Source organism: Paenibacillus pabuli NBRC 13638 (genome assembly GCF_001514495.1).
GTDB lineage: Bacteria > Bacillota > Bacilli > Paenibacillales > Paenibacillaceae > Paenibacillus > Paenibacillus pabuli.
In genome coordinates, this window is the sequence record NZ_BCNM01000020.1 from 40,256 (window position 1) to 58,261 (window position 18,006).

Sequence of the window (18,006 nt, forward strand, 5' to 3'; positions counted from 1 at the left end):
GGAATGCTCTATTAAATTTTCGACCCCTTCCCGGTCACTCCTTTTTCTCGAATCATTTCTTTTATCGTGTTCCCTCGAGTCTAGTCCAATGAGACCAACTTTACCGTTTGGATTTCATAAGGCTTGAACGTCAGCTCAAACTTCCCTTCATGACATGCTAGTGGCCTGATTTCATCCTCCAGCAGATTGACCACAGACGTCTGTATACGCACGTCAGTCCACTGAACCTGGACCGTCTCTCTTCCACCAGATGACTCATAGAATCGCAATACCGTTCCCGTTCCGTCTTCCGAAGCTTTGATCGTATCCAAAATAACATGTTCACTATGGAAATGGAGCCAGCTATGTTCTGCCGGCAATGTGCCAGAGTGTTGTTCACCCGCAACAATCTTGACCGGATGATTCAGTTCCATCGCCCGGCGCACCACACCCGCTTCCCGCCAACCTCCCTGATGCGGCAGCAGGGAATAAGTGAATTCATGCTCACCCTGGTCAGCATGTTCATCCGGCCATTTGGGAGCACGCAGCAGGGAAAGACGGAGTGTCTGATCCTTGATGTCGTATCCATATTTGCAATCATTAATCAGGCTTACACCGCTGTTGCCCTCGGAGATATCCGCCCAGCGGTGACCACACACTTCAAACTGTGCCTGCTCCCAGCTGGTGTTGTTATGAGTAGGCCGCTCCAATGCACCAAACGGGATTTCGTAGGCTGCTTTGGCGGATACCAAATCAACGGGAAAAGCTACTTTAAGCAGCTTATGGCTCTCAGCCCAGTTCACCTTTGTCCTAAAATCAACACGTCGCTGATGACGATATAGAATGATATCCTGGTGAATCTCCGACTTGTTTAACTTCCAGTGAAACCGAAGGATATCCTGCGTTACGCCGCGCCGTACCACTTCTCTGGAGATCAGCTCTGCCGCTCCTGCACGCTGCGATTCAAACCGCGGGTCGATATCCCACGCATCCCAATATGTTGGCCTGTCATGGAAAAACTGCAGCTCATTCGCTTTATCGCCTGGTTTTAGCCACTCTCGCTGGTTGGATTTGTCATACCATCGGGTGATCTCTCCCACATCGTTAAATTCAAGCATGTAAAAGTTGGTTTCCCAGGCCCAAGGGAAGGACTCCTCTTGCTTCATTGTAGGAGGACTGACCTCCGGTGCTTGGCGCAGCCATAACGTTGTATATCCAAAGGCCGGAATGGATGGCACATAGACTGACAATGTCAGCACGTCTCCATTTGGCTCAAGGTCACTCGCCAGACGATTACCCTGATGATCGAATGCCGCCAAACTGCCCAGTTTCTCGTCGCCTGTAATCGTAACGACTTCTCCCCGCTCCCAGCCCAGACTATTAAATACAACATAGGGCAGACCGTCGAAGCCATTTGTCGCAATGCGGTCCTCAATACTGCCAAGGGTACCATCCATAGCCGATGTCCCCAGAGCGAATACTTTCATATACTCTTCCATAGATGTTACGTATACTTCGGGAATGGACGTCCCCGGGATAATATCATGGAATTGATTAAGCATAATCAGCTTCCAGCCTTCATCCAGATCACTTTTCGCCTGTGCTGCTTCAACTCCGGCAAACTGCCCCCAGATTTCCGCTTCCCGATACAACACCTCCGCTTTGCGATTGCTCCGCTTGTTGCGCGCATGAGTTGTATAGGTACCTCGATGCAGCTCCAGATATAAGTCGCCATGCCATTTCGGCAACGTAGGGTTGTTGTTCGTAATTCCGTCGAAAAACGCGCCTGCTGTACTGAAATTGCTGATGGGCTGCCCCACCATGAAATGGGATCGCTCCGCGAACGCAACCATTTCGTTCGTTACCCCGCCTCCACCATCGCCATGCCCATAAAGCAGCATTTGCTCGGGGTGTACATCCTTCTGCTTGTAGGATTGCCAGTGCTCATCAACATCTTTGGGCCGGGTATGCTCATTCACACCATGATTGAGATACGCAAGCACGGAGGTTCCGTCAATGCCCACCCAGTGGAACAAATCATACGGGAAAGCGTTGGTATCATTCCAATTGAGCTTGGTCGTCATAAAATAAGGAATATCAGCCAGCTTGAGCAGTTGTGGCAGCGAAGCACAGTAGCCAAACGTATCAGGAAGCCACTCGATGTTTGAACGCTTGCCGAACTCCTCCTGATAAAAGTTCTGCCCGTACAAGATCTGCCGCACAAGCGACTCGCCACTCGGAATGTTCAGATCCGGCTCTACCCACATGCCACCAACCAGTTCCCAGCGGCCTTCGGCAATTCGGGCTTTGATTCGTTCGAACAGCTCAGGATAATGCTCCTTCACGAATGTATACAGCTGCGGTTGACTCTGCGAATACACGAACTCCGGATATTCATCCATCAAAGTACACATCGTGGAGAAAGTGCGGCTGGATTTGCGCACAGTCTCACGCACAGGCCACAGCCAGGCAATATCAATATGGGACTGCCCGACCAGATGCATGAATCCGTCCCGGTACTCTTCGGGGTCTACCTCCTGCACCGACTGTGCCAGCCATTCTTCCCAATGCTGTACCCACGCCGCTTCACTCCAGCGCTCCGGCTCGCTGTACATCATATCCATCACTTGATGAATGTCCCGGACAAGCCGGGTCCGCTTCACGTCTTTCTCCGGCAATGCTCGGAGTGATTCTGCAAGTACCGTAATGCTATACATTAGACTCTGTAAAGGCGAATTTACACGAACCAAAGCGGCTCGAATGCCCTGAATTGGCGGCTGGATAACCGCCTGTCGATTCAAGGGATCATGTGGTTCCGGGATGGGATCATATAGCTCAATCTCCAGCAAAGGCGCATTTCCTACACGGCTCTTCGGCAGCGGTACATACCCATGATTGCGGTCCAGTCCGTGATAAGGTGTGCCATTCACCTTCAGCAGCCCTTCACCCCGGGCCTCGAAGATTAATCCGACCTTATCCTCCTCCCAATTGGCCGGAATCTCTATAGTTTTGCTCAGAAAATAAGTCGTGCCATGGTTGCTATCGAGCGGGTTCAAGCTTTGAATCGTCGCCTTCTCCTGTTCATACTCGTATTCCCCTGGTCGGATGTACCTGGCTTTCTGCATCTGCCACTGCGGAAGCTCCATGGTATCCAGCCATTGCTGCTGAGCCAGATCCTGAATGAATCTCTGAATTCGAATCATACCCCCACCCCCACCTTCTGGATGTGTAAACTACAAGCAGTCCAGTCTCTGGAGCTGCTGCCCACCATCAGTCTGAATTCACCCGGCTCCACAACAGGCTGAAGACGGGAGTCTATCAGCTCCAGATGTTCTTTTTGCACAGGGAACGTCACCGTCCGGGTCTGTCCCGGCTCCAGATGAATTTTACGAAAACCCTTCAGTGAAATTTCGGCCCGGGTGACCGAAGCTGATACGTCCGTAATATACAGCTGTACTACCTCATTTCCCGCAACTGATCCTGTATTCGTGACCTCCACCTGCACCTCTGCTTCACCGTCTGGTCCGATCACCTCCGGCACAACTCTTACGTTCTCGTACTTGAATTCCGTATAACTCAGTCCAAAGCCGAACGGATATTGCGGTACCAGATCAGTCTCCAGATATCGCTTACCCCGAGTACGTTTGGCATTGTAGCTGACTGGAAGCTGACCTACATGCTTGGGAATGGAGACGGTAAGACGACCCGATGGATTCACATCACCGAACAGAATATCTGCAATAGCGTTGCCCCCCTGCTGCCCCGGGTACCACGCCTCCACAATGGCATGAACATGCTCATCAATCCAGGGTTCGGCAATCGGCCGTCCGTTAATATATACGACAATAACCGGTTTCCCCAGCTTATGTACTTCCTGCACCAGTTCCAGCTGCACACCCATCAGACTCAGAGATGATCGATCTATCCCCTCGCCGCACTCCATATCGTTCCATGGATCATCCGTAACAACGGATGCCCCCGTCCGCAGATCAATGGTCCCATCGCCAAAATCACGTGCGCTGGACCCTCCCATCACCATAACGATGGTGTCTGCCTCTTCAGCACAGGCGAGCGCTTGCGCAAAGCCCTCTCTGGAATCACCCTTGATCCGGCAGCCCGGTGCGTACAGCACCTTTCCCGTGTCAGCACCAAGCTTGTGTGTAATGCCATCCAGCACTGTAACGATCTGTCCCCTAGGCTGCGGCGAAGTGTAGTCACCAAGCTGGTTATAGACATGGTTCGCATTCGGGCCTATGACCGCCAGTTTTGTACCTGTTTTGCTAAGCGGAAGGGTGTTTTCTTCATTTTTGAGTAAAATAATCCCTTCTTGTGCCACTTTTCTCGCCAGCTGAATATGTTCTTCACATCCGATGACCTGCTCGGCAAAGTCAGGATCAACGAAAGGCTGTTCGAATAAGCCCAATCTGAACTTTATCTCCAAGACCCGCCTTACCGCTGTATCCAGATCCGACTCTTCAATTAATCCTTGCTCCAACGCCTGCCCAAGATGCTTGCGGTACATGTACCCGGACATTTCCATGTCCACCCCTGCCTTAAGTGACTGAGCGACGGCATGCTCCCCGTTCTCCGCAGTGTTATGCCCACTGACCAGCATCTGAATCGCACCAAAGTCAGTAATGACAAATCCGTCAAAGCCCCATTGCTCGCGCAGGAGATCATTCAGCAGATACGAACTTGACGTACAAGGCACACCATCAATTTCGTTATACGCTGTCATGACAGAGCATGCCCCGGCTTCCACCGCTTTCTTGAAGGGCAGCAGATCCACCTCGTGGAGCTCGCGCAGCCCCATATGGACAGGGGCCGCATTTCGTCCCCCCTCCGAGCTGCCATAAGCTGCAAAATGTTTGAGCGTCGCCACAATCGTCTGATTGGAATGGAGCCGGTCACCCTGTAAACCTTTCATCGCTGCAACCGCCAATTCACCGATCAGGTATGGATCTTCGGCAAAACATTCCTCCGTCCGCCCCCATCTCGGGTCCCGCACAACATCAAGCACAGGCGAATACGTTGCCGCTCCCCCCTGGCTCCGAGTTTCCACAGCAATCGCTTCGCACATCTCCCGGTATAATTCCAAGTTCCAGGCGCTTCCTACCGCGAGCGGCACCGGGAATACGGTTGCCCCAATGGCCATATGCCCGTGGGAACACTCTTCCCCGAACAAAATGGGAATTCCCAGCCGGGAGTTCTCTATGGCATACCGCTGAATTTCATTGGTGGCCGCAGCTCCCTGCCTAGGTGTCAGGCCAGTCTCCAGCGTCACTTCCGTCCATGGATCAGCACGAAGTGCACCATACAATGATCCAATCCCGCCTTTTGCGATATCCTCTATAAACGCCTCCGTCACCTGTACCGTGCCATCTGCTTCCTTAACATAAGTCTTCCAGCCCATCGGCTGGATCAGCTGTCCAATCTTCTCCTCTGTCGTCATCCGACCGAGCAGATCCTGTACCCGTTCTGGAATGGGAAGCGAAGCATCTTTATAGTCCATGTCACATTCTCCTTATGAGTTCGGTTTGGTCTGGCAACCGTGGTAAATGCGATAACTGCGTGCGATAACTGCGTTGACTCTGGCGATAACGCCCTCATATGGCCTTTCTGTAGTCACTTGGCGCTACACCCACCACATTCTTGAACGCCCGATTGAAGGAATTATAATTCGTATACCCAACTTCCTCACTAATCTCCTGAATGGCCTTGTCAGTCTCCAGCATGAGCTGTTTGGCCTTCTCAATACGGTGACTAATCAGAAGATCCACGAACTTCTCACCAATTTCGTCCTTAAACAGCTTGCTTAAATATTTCGGATTGATATCAAATAGATCACTTAGATAATTCAGCGACAGCTCGGGGTTATTGTAGTTCTGTTCAATATACTTGCGAATTTCAAGAATATGAGATCTATGTTTTCTGGAACAATGCAGCGTCTGTATCTGCTCAGCCAATTCCCGGAACCCTTCCCCGCATAGCTCGCGCAAATCACCTACCGTCTCCCATCCCTCCAGTCTTGGCAGAAGCGGGGTAAATACAGATGTCCATTGCTCCTGATACTCCCGTGGAAGTTCCGCGAACTCCCGATTATAGTGCTGGAACAGCAATTGGACCGTATTCATAATCTCCTGGCGGGAAAGCACAGATTCATGGATCTGTTCGAACAAGCGGTCAAAATGCTTCTCCCACTCATCATCCGACAGTCTCATCGCCTGTACCAGCAAAGAGATCGTCTTCAGGAATTCATACACATCATTCGTTGAGTTCGGTACCTCCCCGCATGGGATGATTCGGTTCATGCCAAGTACAGCCTTGTACTCCAAGGCATGCACAGCCTCCTTGAGCGAAGCTCTCAAACCACGTACATCCACGGCCACTCTCCCCACCCCAATGGTTACGGTGAAGTTCAGATACTGCCCCACCCTGTCCAGATAACCAGAAAGCAGTCTCTGTTCAATTTCCTCACCCATGTCCGTCTCGGGTATCCAGACAATCGCGTACAGCCGCTGATCCGATATCCACTCTGCCCAGCATTCTGTACCTTCATGCCTTGCACTCTCCTGCAGAATGCTGGATAACACAAATTTCAGAAGGGATTGATCCTGAGCGTGATACTCCTCCAAAAAGTGGGAATACTGATCAATCTCCACCACAATTACAGCCCATCGATCCTCCAATGGCGGCAGCTTGAACTTTGCCATTTCCGCTGTCAGCTCACTGCCAGTGAAGTCCCGCTTGCCCTCCAGCAGCTCCTGGAAAAAATATTTCTTCTGCAAAATCAGATTCTCCTCGTGCTCCTCCTGGTATTGCTTGGTTTGATCAATCATTTGTTCCAGCGTAGTCTGGATAAAGCGGAACTCGTTATCATTCGTATAGCTCATGCCCGGTTGTTTCTGGGAAGCCACCGTCTCAATCAGCGTCACGATTTGCTGGATAGGCTTGTAATTTCTCCGGGTTACATAGATCACCCACACGACACCGATCAAGACAACGACAACGGCAAACACCAACCAGATATTATAAAATTGCAGGGCGAATTTGACGATTTTGCCATTATTCAAGCCTGTCTGTACCTTCCAGCCGCTGTAGCTGGATGTAAACTCGGAGAACACTTCACCAGAGTCCGTTTTGGGAGAAACTGCTGTCATGCCATCCTGCATTCCTCTCTCCCACAGACGGCCTCCCGAACGATTAAATACGTTGACGAAGGTAAATTCAGGATCATACATCTGCATAATAGACTTCTGTAAGGTTGGCAGATCGACGTTAACAACCACAAGACCCGTGCCGTTTCCAACACCGCGAATGAGTGTAATGACCTGTTTCCCTTCCTCTGTCGGGAATGCCTTGAAGGATCTGGCCCCCACCCACTTTTGGGTTGCCGCAGCACGACTGTCCTTTATAAACGCAGCATCGGGGAATTCCTCAATCGGTACTGCCTTGCCGTTGCTGAATACCGTATCGTCGTTGTATCTCACCAGATATATGGAATTAATCAGCGGATACTCTATTTTTAATTCATCAATAACCTGGATCGCTTGAATTCCGGCATACACATCCTCGCTTCCGGTTACCGAATAATAATTTTTCAGGTTGGGATTGGTCAAAATATCACGCAGCACCTTGAAGTCGATGGAGCGCAGCGAATTGTCCAGATATTGTGTTACCTGGGACGCCAGAAATTCATTGGCCTTGAGTGCTTCTCTCCGGTTCTGTTCATTGAATACCTGGAAGAAGATAATAAACAGGATTGTGGTCACGATAAAAAAAACGGGCAGATACGATAACAGTAAACGTCTAAACCAATTGTTGTTCATTCTTCGAGGCCCCCCACCACTGTTATTACGCAAGACGACAACCACGCTATTCAGTCGCTATTTTTCCATAAATATTCAGTAAATTATATCGGATGAAGTGGGGTTGTCAAAGGAGAAGACCGTCCCGATCTGGTTTGACATCGGGACAGCCTCAATCATGAATCCATCAACCTTTATTGATTCTTCTCAATTGCGCGCTGGTAAATCTCAAGGTAATTGCTGAGTCCCAAACCATCAAACCCTTTTACATACGCGTCCCATTCCTTATCGATGCTCTTGCTGCCAATAATGAATTGAGCCATATTGGTCATCACGTAATCCTTGACAGCCGTCGTGAGCTGCGCAGCGGTTTCTGTATCTTCAGGACGGATAAATACGTTTGCAGGATAGACTTCTTTGGGTGCATAAGGTTCATATACATTGGTTGCTTGCGCCAGACGTGTACCGTAACCCTCCGCTTCCAGCGGATTCTGACCTTCTGCAAACAGATTGCGGAACGTATTGGACAAGTCATGTGCTCCGATCTGTGACCAACTTTCGTTAACTACCACATTCGGGTCACGTTCAGGCAGGTTATAGTAGCTGTATTTGGCAGGCTCGCCATTAATGTTTTTCTCATCGGCATCTGCCTTCTTCCAGCCCTTACCTTCTGTTGGACCGTACTCTGCATACAGGGCGCCTTCTTCACTGAACATGTAATCTACAATTTTGATGGCGGCAATCTGCTGCGCTTCGGTCGCTTTATTGGTGATAGCAAACTCAAACTCGCCTACGCTCTGTGTAGCGCCTGTCGTCTGCACACCGTCCGGCCCTTTCAGCGGAGGTACGATGTCCCAGTGCTGGTGGCGGGTGATATCTTTGTCATACGTGTTCACGAGGTAGCTGACGAGCGCTGTCGTAATGGAGCCGACCACTTCATCGCCTTCCTTGTTACCCAGCTGCCCGATCGCCTGATCGTTCTGTGTGAAGGAAGCCGGATCAATCAGACCTTCTGCATACAGCTTGTGCATGTACTCCAGTCCTTTTCTCCACTCTTCCTTATTTGCTGCAAAATCAACCTTTCCGTCATTCACGATCAGATATTTATCGTTGTCATTATAGATAAAGCTGTTCATCAAATAGGCATCGATGTTGCCGTTCCACACGTACTTATTGGGTGCCCCCGTGAGTGGAATCTCATCGGCTTTGCCATTGCCATTCGGGTCTTGTTCCTTGAACGCCTTCAGAACGGTGTATAGTTCATCGGTCGTCGTTGGCATTTTGAGACCCAGATTGTCCAGCCATTCCGTGTTGATCCAGTATTTCTGTGCATACGTACAGTGGTAACATTCATTGAAAATCGGCAGAGCGTAGATGTTGCCATCCGGTGCCGTTACCGCTTCTTTGAAGTACGGCTTCTCCTCCATCATCTTGGTCAGATTCGGACCGTACTGCTTGATCAGATCCTGCAGCGGGAGAAACACACCCTGTTTTCCGTACGTTTGAAGGTCTGAGGTCGTGAACTTGCCATGGAGGAACACTTCGGGATAATCCCCACTTGCCAGCAGCAACTGTCTGCGGTCTTGCAGGGCATCTGTCGGGGCCAAATCCCATTTCAGGGTAACATCGAACTTGTCTTCGATAAATTTGGTGAACTCATTTTCTTCCATGGACGCTTTACCTTGTGGGGCAAAGAAGGTCATCGTTACCGGGCCACCGCTCTCCCCGCTACCGTCGCTACCTGTACCCGTTTCCTCGGATGAACCACATGCGGACAACAAAGCCATCGAAGCAAAGACCAGAAACAACATCGAAATCCAAGATTTTTTCAATCTGACTCCTCCTTTTTGTTGAAAACGGCATAAATCTGGTTACGCACTCGTGTTAAACCCGATCCCGGAAGCCGGAGTGTTCCCCACCTCCTTTCAAGTGGCGTAAAGGGCGCAAATCACAAGGATCATCCTTTTAGTGAGCCAACCATCACGCCTTTGACAAAATGCTTCTGCACAAACGGATACATGATAAGAATAGGAATGCTGGCGAGGACGATCAGCGCGTATTTCAGTACCTGCTCGAACCCTTGATCCCGCATCTGTTGGCTGGTATTGGCAAGCATCGCCGGATCAGCAGCGTTTAATATGAGCAGATTGCGCAGCACATATTGCAGCGGGAACAGCTTCTCGGATCGCAGATAGATGAGGGCATCAAAATACGCATTCCAGTGGCCCACCGCATACATCAGGGTCATAACCGCCAGAATCGGCTTCGATAACGGAAGAACTACGCTGATCAAATAACGAATATCCCGGCAGCCATCCATTTCCGCCGCTTCTCCCAGCTCTTCCGGGATGGAAGACTGAAAGAACGTTCTCGCCACGATAACCTGGAACACCGCGAGCGCCCCTGGCAGCCACATCGCCCAGCGTGTATCCAGCAGATGAAGGTCCTTCATCAAGAGATAGGTTGGAATCAGACCGCCATCAAAGAACATCGTAATCATCATGAAAATGATGATGGCCCCCCGTCCGTAGAACGACTTGCGTGACAAAGGATACGCGAGCATGACGGTGAGTGCCACATTGATAAATGTGCCTACAACGGTATAGATGATCGTATTGTAGAAACCGAGCATGAGTTGTTGGCTTTTGAAAATGGAAATGTAGGCCTTGATGTTGAAGTCTACCGGGAACAGCCACACCTGACCGGATGTAACGGCACGAGATGAGCTGAACGAAGAACTGATGATATACAGGAGCGGGTAAAACACCGTTAGAAGTATGGCGAACAGAAAGATATAGTTGAACGTCATGAAGATACGGTCACCGAGCGGGTCCTTGATCCGGTTACGATTCATCAGGTTGAACATGGATGAGCTCCTCCTTTACCACAAGCTGTTCTGGGATACTTTGCGGGAAATGCCGTTGACGATAACCAGCAGGATCAGGTTGATCACGGAGTTGAACAATCCTACCGCCGAGGAGAAGCTGAAGTTCGCCCCGATCAGACCCACCTTGTACACATACGTGGAGATGACCTCCGACGCGCTCGTGTTGAGCGGATTCTGCATCAGATATATTTTTTCAAAGCCCACGCCCATAATGCTGCCCAAACTCAGAATCAGCATGATGACGGTGACCGGTACAAGCGTTGGAAGGTCGATATGCCAGATTTTCCGAAGCCTTGAAGCCCCGTCCATCTTCGCTGCCTCGTAGAGGGATGGATCAACGCCAGCAAGTGCCGCGATATAAATGATTGATGAATAGCCCATGCCCTGCCATACACCCGACCACACATAGATGGATTTGAAGTATTCGGGAATGCCCATAAAGTTGGTCATCGGGAAACCTAGGAAAGTGAATAGCTTGTCTACCACACCAACATGCGGGGACAGCATCAGAATGATAATGGATACCATGACGACTGTGGAGATAAAATGCGGCGCATACGTGACCATCTGGACCGTCTTTTTAAAATAACCTGTTCGGATTTCATTCAGCGCCAGCGCCAGCAGGATCGGAATGGGGAACCCGGCGAGTAACGAGTAGAAACTGATACCAATCGTGTTTTTGATTAACAGCCAGAAGTTCGGGGATTCGAAAAAGGCTTCAAAGTGTTTCAGTCCAACCCATGGGCTGCCCCAGATTCCTTTGACGACACTGAAGTCTTTGAAGGCAATCTGCACACCAACCATCGGAATGTACTTGAAGATCAACAGATACAATACGGGAGGCAGCACGAGCAGATAGAGCTCCCAATGCTTCTTGAGACTTCTGATAAATGGATGCTGTCGCTTGGGTTCTGCGTCATTCCTTCCTTGCTGGAGCTCCACCGGTGCAGGTATGCTTTCCGTAGCTCGACTCATTCGCGTCACTCCTTCTACACCTTAAGTGTAATAATACATTACATTTACATCCCTTAAACATCCTTTTTCTTTGACTCATTTGCTGAATTAGCGTTATCTGTGTGAAGAATAATGTCAGGTAACGCTTTCTTGAATCGATAGTACCTTGAGCCGCGTTCTTTTATCAATTATCAATTTTCTCCCACCTCTCTTTATTCCCAAAACCCTTGTCAGACAAGGGGAAATCGTACTTTATACTATGTATATTGCGAAAATTACCTAACCAAAAAAAAATCCCGAAGGACTGTAAAAGTCCCCCGGGAATTCGAAGTGTAGATTTATTGGTTTGTGAACAATCTGAACGTCAACGTGATCGGTGCTAATTCTGTAACCGCTGCTTGCGGCAGCTCTACAGCAAGTCCATCTTCCGTCCGTTGGAATGAAAGTACATCATCAGTGCCGACGAGCTCGATCCGCTCTACCTTTTCCACATATGGAATGACCAACTGTGATTGTACTGCCTCGTTCTCGTTCCTGTACAGACGGAAGGCATACGATACGTTGAGATCTTCCTTACGTGTGAAAGCCCACTCTCCTGTGTAGTACGGTCCGCAAATTCGAGTGCCATAGATGCCTTCCCCGTGAGTACCGATCCATTCTCCGAGGGCTTTAATACTCTGAATTGCCCCTTTTGGGAGACGTCCGTCCGGTTGCGGCCCCACGTTCAGTGCGAGGTTACCGCCTTTGGACACGACCTCAAGCAGAATATGCGCCAGTTGTCTTGCTGACTTATATTGATCATCAAATCCAAACGCAAAGGAATTCCCCACCGTGATACAGCTCTCCCAAGGAATATTCATCGGATGCTCGGGAATGGTCTGTTCCGGAGTCACGATATTCTCATACGGCCCGCCTACCGTGCGATCCGCAGCCAGGAGCCACGGCTGTGTGGTCTGACGCGCACGCTCCACCACCTCGCCCAGCCGGATATCCTGACCGTGGCGCCCTTCACGCACCCAGCCTGCGTCCAGCCATAGACACTCAATCCGTCCATAGTTGGTCAGCAGCTCCATAATTTGCTCATGCGTGAACTCGACGAATTTTTCCCACAGCCACGGGTACTCTTTCGGATCATAGGATGGTCCACGCCACATATGGCTTCCCCGCTCCATACCAGGTGTCCAGTAATATGGCGTATGCCAGTCCGCTTTGGAGAAGTACGCTGAGATGCCGAGCCCCTTGGCACGAAAGGCGTCAAAAAGCGCCCGGCAAATATCCGCATACTTATGGGTGTGAAAAGGAGTGTCCTTGCCCGTGATGCGATAATCGGTTGTATGTGTATCCCACATGCAGAAACCATCATGATGTTTGGTGGTGAACAGGAAGTATTTGAACCCGTTATCGGCGGCCATCTGAGCCCATTCCTCAGGCTGAAAGCGAATCGGATTGAAGGTTTTGTTGAGATCAAAGTATTCCCGCTTGAAATGCTCCATGTCGTCAGTCCAGTCGATATCATTGCGCGACCAGTCGCCATCTTCGTCACTTAACGCCCAGGACTCCACGAGTCCAAGCTGGGAATAGGGACCCCAGTGCATCATCAGCCCCAGCTTCTGATCCTTGAACCACTCCAGGCGTTCATTCAGCAGCGGATCTTCAGGCCTCACCCATTCTTCTTCTTTGCTAAAATTGTGCACCCCGGCTTCGACGACCTGTTCTTCCTGTTCCAGCACCGTATCTTTGGTCTCGCTCATCCCGTTCATCTCCTTCGGATTGGATATAAGATAAACTACACAAGTTAAGCTCTGTCACTCCAATTGCAGTATCATCTTCCGATCGCTGTTATCCCCGGATTTCTTCGATTTCACTTTATAATTGGTCGAAATCCGGGGATGAAGGCGAACGCGTCGCTTCTTCAGATTGGTTCTGCAATCTCCGTTTTGGCTTAAACGTTCAGTTTCAACTTATATATCGACTTATAGTGAAATTTCGCGTCCTTCACGTGCTGACTCGTAGATGGCACAGAGGATTTTCATGATTTCAACGCCATCCTCTACGGGACTGAGCGTCTCTTTGCGCCCTTGCGTACTGTCGATAAAATGATTGACTTCGTTACGGAAAGAACCTGCGAAATCAAGGGATTTGAAATCCACCTGTGGCGTCATATTCAAAATGGTATCGAATTTCTCGCCAATCAGTGAAATTTCCGGTTCCAGTTCTGCCCCACCTTTATCGCCATACAGTCTGACCGAAGTTTCATCCTGCTTCGCGTGCAGTGTGAAACTTACATCCACCAGCAAGCTTGCCCCGTTCTCGAAACGAATCAACGCATTGGCCATATCCTCCACAGTGTTTTTGTTTGCATCATAGTCCGCAGCTTGGTAGAACGACAGATTACGGATATTGGCACGATTACCCAATCGATTGGAGACGTTGGCGGAGACCGTTTTAACCTTCGGTTTGCCCATCAGGTACCAGGAGATATCAATAATATGTACGCCAATATCGATCAACGGGCCGCCACCCGAGCGCTCGACATCCGCGAACCAGCCGCCTGGATTGCCGAGACGCCGCAGACAGGATGCCTTGGCATAATAGATCTCTCCCAGTTCACCTTCATCAATAAACTTCTTCAGGATCTGCGCATTGTCGCTATAACGGCGTACGAAGCCAACCTGAAGTAGTTTTCCACTGCGGTGAACAGCCTTCTCCACTTCCAGTGCATCTTCTACCGTCTGGCAGAGCGGCTTCTCGCAAAGTACGTTTTTACCCGCATCCAGCGCAGCAATACTGATCACGGCATGAGTGTCATTCCAGGTACAGATGCTGACCGAATGAATTTCAGGCAGTACCAGGAGTTCCTTATAATCCGTGAATACATGGGTAGCATTATATTTCTTCGCCGCTTCCTGAGCACGAGCTTCATTCAGGTCACATATGGCGTATATTTCAACTTCGGGATTGCTGGCATAAGCTTGTAAATGAAAATCAGATATTGATCCTGCACCGATAACGGCAATTTTAAGTTTGGACATGGATTTTCCCCTCCATAATCTGTTAAATGATGGTCATATCAGTTGAATACTCATCTTTAAAAGAATTTAACGTTCTACGAAGTAGCCGTTCCGGTTACGAATCGTTCTTTCGATCGCTCTTATCCCCAAATTTCTTATCATCTCTCTTAAAAGGAGGAAATTCGGTGATAAAGGCGCACGCTTCGCTTCTTCAGAATCGATTTCGTCCCCTCCACTACTTTTCGATCTTAATGAAAACTAATTTCAAGATTCAGCAAAGCTTATATTCCACTTATAAAGTAATGCAGTCGCTGCTTATGCTTCCTCCCAGAAGCGGCGGACGTTATCCATCGCGATGCGGGATGCTGTTTTGCAATTTTCCATGCCTTCGAATTCAACAGAGATATATTCGTCATAACCGGATTGCTTCAACACACGGAACACTTCAGGCATGTCGATATCCCCGTGGCCCACAATTGCTCCGCGCAGGTAATTGCCGTGTGAGGTCTGGAACCAGCCCTCTCCGGGATTACGGTAAGAGGGTCTGAGATAGAAATCTTTGGCGTGCACCATGGATGCATAAGAAATGTTGTTTTTTACAGCGCTAACCGGGTCTTCATCTACACACAGGAAGTTGCCGATATCCAGCGTTGTCTTGAAATTCTCCCGTGCCGTCTCATGAACTAGCCGCCGGACTCGCTCACTGGACTGCACATAGTAACCGTGATTCTCCACACTTGTCGTAATACCGTGACTCGCTGCGTAGTCGGCAATTCGCTGACAGGCCTTCACCAGTACCGGCAGATCCGCCTCAAACTGGGCGACAGTGCCTTCCTGTGCAGGGCGAAACGCAACATCATGGCGCATTCTCGTAACGCCAAGTGCTGCAGCGACATCCACATGCTTCATGACAGCAGCAATCTCATGTTCAAGTGCATCCGGGCCTTCTCCTGTAACGAAATTGGCACCTATCGCGTAATTGGAAATATCAATTCCCACGTCTTGCGCAGCCTCTTGAATCTGGTCAATTAATTCCGGCTGGTCGATCAGGCTATACCCGATCGGAACAATCTCCACATGTTCTCCGCCCTGCTCGGCGATGTAACGGATGGCGTCGGGTACAGTCATTTCCTTCCTATCCAGGGCCTGCTGCAGACTGTATGTGCTGAGTCCTACTTTCATATCCTCTCATCCTCTCCTGCTGGTGTATGGCTCTACCTTACGTATACCTTTTTCCACAAGATCATACAATTGCCAATAATCGTTTGCTACTCTATTTTCCATGGGATGAATCCAAAATCGGCTTATCTACACATGTTACGGTCCAAACCTCAGTTCCATGCAACTCAAACACCACCATTACGCCCAACTTCCTGTTTGCTCAAATATACACCCAGCCAAGATAACGTTGGATACCATCTGGATTCGTGGATGGTCAGACGGATGGTTTTGGCGGTAAAGGCATCGAAACTACAGATTCGTTTGTGACCAACAACCGTGCCACAATACAGCTCCTGCCAATCACCACTCTCTCCCTTTGCCTCCAGCGTAAAACGCTCCATTCGTTGACCTGAACGGATATGCTCCATGAGAACCACGCGGTCGAACCGCTTTTCCTCCGGCAGATCCACCTCCAGCCAAGCATGTTCAATTCCTTCAGATGGGCACCAGAACGTATCCGGCTCCTCATGCAATATATGAATGGGGGCATGTGCTTCATCCATCGTATCCGATGCCTTTACTTGCGCTCCAACAGCCAGACTTTGCCGATAAGTACTGTGTAAAATGCCTCCGAGCTGTTGAAGTCGTTCAGCATCCTGTTCATGGATAAGTCCACGTCGATCTGGCGGAAGATTAAGCAGAAAATTGGCGTTGCCCCCAACCGCTCCATCATAGATGCCAAGCAGCTCCTCCAGTGATTTGACTTGATCATCCTCGCTTGCATGATAGAACCAGCCTGGGCGGATGGACGTGTTCACTTCCGCGGGATACCAGATAAGCCTGTCCTGATGCTGCCGGATCACATCCCGACTTCCCAGATCTGCATCCTGCGTATTTATTCTGCTGGCAAACTCTCCATCATCCACCTGCTGGGATTGTTCCTGGATCTTCTCATTATCCTGCAAATAGGCAGGTACTACGCTCCATTCTGAATCCCGGGTATGCCCAGCCTCATTGCCGCACCAACGAACATCCGGGCCGCATACCGAGATCACAGCCTCCGGCTGCAATTCCCGAATGAGTGCATAATAGGAATCCCAATCGTAGACTTGCCTTTTCCCATTCGGCCCTTCTCCACATGCTCCATCGAACCACACGCAGAAAAGTTCACCATATTGGGTTAACAGCTCACGCAGCTGATTTTTGAAAAACTCGTTATATCGCTCCGAATCCCCATAGGATGCTTCATGACGGTCCCACGGCGACAGATAGACGCCGAACTTCAACCCGCCTTCCCGGCAGGCATCGGCAACCTCCTTCACCAGATCACCTGTACCATTGCGCCAGGGGCTGGCAGCAACCGTATGATTCGTGTACTCGCTTGGCCATAAACAAAACCCGTCATGATGCTTGCACGTAAGAATCAATCCTGTCATACCGGCAGACTTGCACGTCTGAACCCATTGCCGGGCACTCAGATCGGAAGGGTTAAAGATAGTGGGATCTTCATTCCCCATGCCCCATTCCTGATCTGTAAACGTATTCACGGTAAAATGAATAAATGCATAGAACTCCATCTGCTGCCACTTCAACTGGCGCTCCGATGGCACAACCCGTGCCGCTGTCTTCACCCAATCAGCTGGTTTCACTGGATTCTTCTCCTCTCATGCCGTTTCACTGTCTCTATCCGCCAGATGCCAACAAGGACCGACAGAGCTCAGCGCCTCCAACGGTCCTTGATGAGGCTCACCTGTCGTTGACAGTCAGCTTCCAGAATGCAATTCATCCCTTATCGTGATTTTTGTTATTTTCGTTATCATAAAAATGTTATTATTATATTCATAAACAGTCTAAGACGTTGTGAATAAAACGTCAATACGCAAAAAAGACACCCCTTAAGGGTGTCTCTCGCTTGGACCATATTTCAACCTATCCCACTATTTCCGCTTTGCCTTTGTCATTCGATTAAACATGATCAGAGCAGCAATCAACATGGCTACAATCGCGATATTACTTGCTGCATCATGCGACATGCCGAACAGAACGCCCAGATTGGTAACAAGGCCTCTCACAATCAGCGCCACCGCAATCAGCAGAATGGGGCTCCAAAAATTATACCTTCTCATCCTTCGCAACACTCCTGACCAGATTGTTCAGAAATTCCGGATCTCATAACACAATCATAACAGTCGTCCTGTTCAGTTAC

11 protein-coding genes are annotated in these 18,006 nt (G+C 49.7%); all 11 read right to left on the bottom strand.

The annotated features are described in order from the left end of the window. Window positions 1–80 precede the first annotated feature (80 nt). The 11 genes from PPA03S_RS24000 to PPA03S_RS24050 all read right to left on the bottom strand — a co-directional run bounded on the left by PPA03S_RS24000 (window position 81) and on the right by PPA03S_RS24050 (window position 17,926). Window positions 81–3,182, bottom strand: a complete 3,102-nt coding sequence (locus PPA03S_RS24000; RefSeq protein WP_062326594.1) for an alpha-mannosidase — start codon at window positions 3,180–3,182, stop codon at window positions 81–83. After that, complete coding sequence (locus tag PPA03S_RS24005) at window positions 3,179–5,491, bottom strand: glycoside hydrolase family 3 N-terminal domain-containing protein (RefSeq protein ID WP_062326596.1); 2,313 nt, start codon at window positions 5,489–5,491, stop codon at window positions 3,179–3,181. Before PPA03S_RS24005 ends, PPA03S_RS24000 begins: the two co-directional genes overlap by 4 nt. A gap of 94 nt (window positions 5,492–5,585) precedes the next feature. Then, a complete protein-coding gene (locus PPA03S_RS24010) occupies window positions 5,586–7,808 on the bottom strand; it encodes a helix-turn-helix domain-containing protein (RefSeq protein WP_062326598.1) in 2,223 nt (740 codons plus the stop codon). Between the two features lie 173 nt (window positions 7,809–7,981). Beyond that, window positions 7,982–9,619 carry a type 2 periplasmic-binding domain-containing protein gene (locus tag PPA03S_RS24015; RefSeq protein ID WP_082704296.1) on the bottom strand — a complete coding sequence of 546 codons (1,638 nt, stop codon included), beginning with the start codon at window positions 9,617–9,619 and terminating at the stop codon, window positions 7,982–7,984. A 125-nt stretch (window positions 9,620–9,744) separates the two neighbouring features. After that, the gene (locus PPA03S_RS24020; protein WP_157284345.1) at window positions 9,745–10,653 is read right to left on the bottom strand and encodes a carbohydrate ABC transporter permease; all 909 of its coding nucleotides are present in this window, start codon (window positions 10,651–10,653) and stop codon (window positions 9,745–9,747) included. 15 nt (window positions 10,654–10,668) lie between these two features. Next, window positions 10,669–11,649 carry an ABC transporter permease gene (locus PPA03S_RS24025; RefSeq protein ID WP_082704297.1) on the bottom strand — a complete coding sequence of 327 codons (981 nt, stop codon included), beginning with the start codon at window positions 11,647–11,649 and terminating at the stop codon, window positions 10,669–10,671. A 317-nt stretch (window positions 11,650–11,966) separates the two neighbouring features. Next, window positions 11,967–13,379: an alpha-L-fucosidase gene (locus tag PPA03S_RS24030; protein ID WP_062326601.1), complete on the bottom strand. Its 1,413-nt coding sequence runs from the start codon at window positions 13,377–13,379 to the stop codon at window positions 11,967–11,969. 222 nt (window positions 13,380–13,601) lie between these two features. Further along, on the bottom strand, window positions 13,602–14,660 hold the full coding sequence (locus PPA03S_RS24035) for a Gfo/Idh/MocA family protein (protein WP_062326603.1): 1,059 nt from the start codon (window positions 14,658–14,660) through the stop codon (window positions 13,602–13,604). A 294-nt stretch (window positions 14,661–14,954) separates the two neighbouring features. Next, window positions 14,955–15,821: a sugar phosphate isomerase/epimerase family protein gene (locus PPA03S_RS24040; RefSeq protein WP_062326605.1), complete on the bottom strand. Its 867-nt coding sequence runs from the start codon at window positions 15,819–15,821 to the stop codon at window positions 14,955–14,957. A gap of 164 nt (window positions 15,822–15,985) precedes the next feature. After that, complete coding sequence (locus tag PPA03S_RS24045) at window positions 15,986–17,377, bottom strand: alpha-L-fucosidase (protein WP_082704300.1); 1,392 nt, start codon at window positions 17,375–17,377, stop codon at window positions 15,986–15,988. A 360-nt stretch (window positions 17,378–17,737) separates the two neighbouring features. Then, a complete protein-coding gene (locus PPA03S_RS24050) occupies window positions 17,738–17,926 on the bottom strand; it encodes a hypothetical protein (protein ID WP_024629467.1) in 189 nt (62 codons plus the stop codon). Window positions 17,927–18,006 lie beyond the last annotated feature (80 nt).

Excerpts from the sequence above, each read along its gene's own strand:
- PPA03S_RS24000 (WP_062326594.1), bottom strand. The coding sequence starts at position 3,182 with ATGATTCGAATTCAGAGATTCATTCAGGATCTGGCTCAGCAGCAATGG.
- PPA03S_RS24005 (WP_062326596.1), bottom strand. The coding sequence starts at position 5,491 with ATGGACTATAAAGATGCTTCGCTTCCCATTCCAGAACGGGTACAGGAT.
- PPA03S_RS24010 (WP_062326598.1), bottom strand. The coding sequence starts at position 7,808 with ATGAACAACAATTGGTTTAGACGTTTACTGTTATCGTATCTGCCCGTT.
- PPA03S_RS24020 (WP_157284345.1), bottom strand. The coding sequence starts at position 10,653 with ATGTTCAACCTGATGAATCGTAACCGGATCAAGGACCCGCTCGGTGAC.
- PPA03S_RS24025 (WP_082704297.1), bottom strand. The coding sequence starts at position 11,649 with ATGAGTCGAGCTACGGAAAGCATACCTGCACCGGTGGAGCTCCAGCAA.
- PPA03S_RS24030 (WP_062326601.1), bottom strand. The coding sequence starts at position 13,379 with ATGAGCGAGACCAAAGATACGGTGCTGGAACAGGAAGAACAGGTCGTC.
- PPA03S_RS24035 (WP_062326603.1), bottom strand. The coding sequence starts at position 14,660 with ATGTCCAAACTTAAAATTGCCGTTATCGGTGCAGGATCAATATCTGAT.
- PPA03S_RS24040 (WP_062326605.1), bottom strand. The coding sequence starts at position 15,821 with ATGAAAGTAGGACTCAGCACATACAGTCTGCAGCAGGCCCTGGATAGG.
- PPA03S_RS24045 (WP_082704300.1), bottom strand. The coding sequence starts at position 17,377 with ATGGAGTTCTATGCATTTATTCATTTTACCGTGAATACGTTTACAGAT.
- PPA03S_RS24050 (WP_024629467.1), bottom strand. The coding sequence starts at position 17,926 with ATGAGAAGGTATAATTTTTGGAGCCCCATTCTGCTGATTGCGGTGGCG.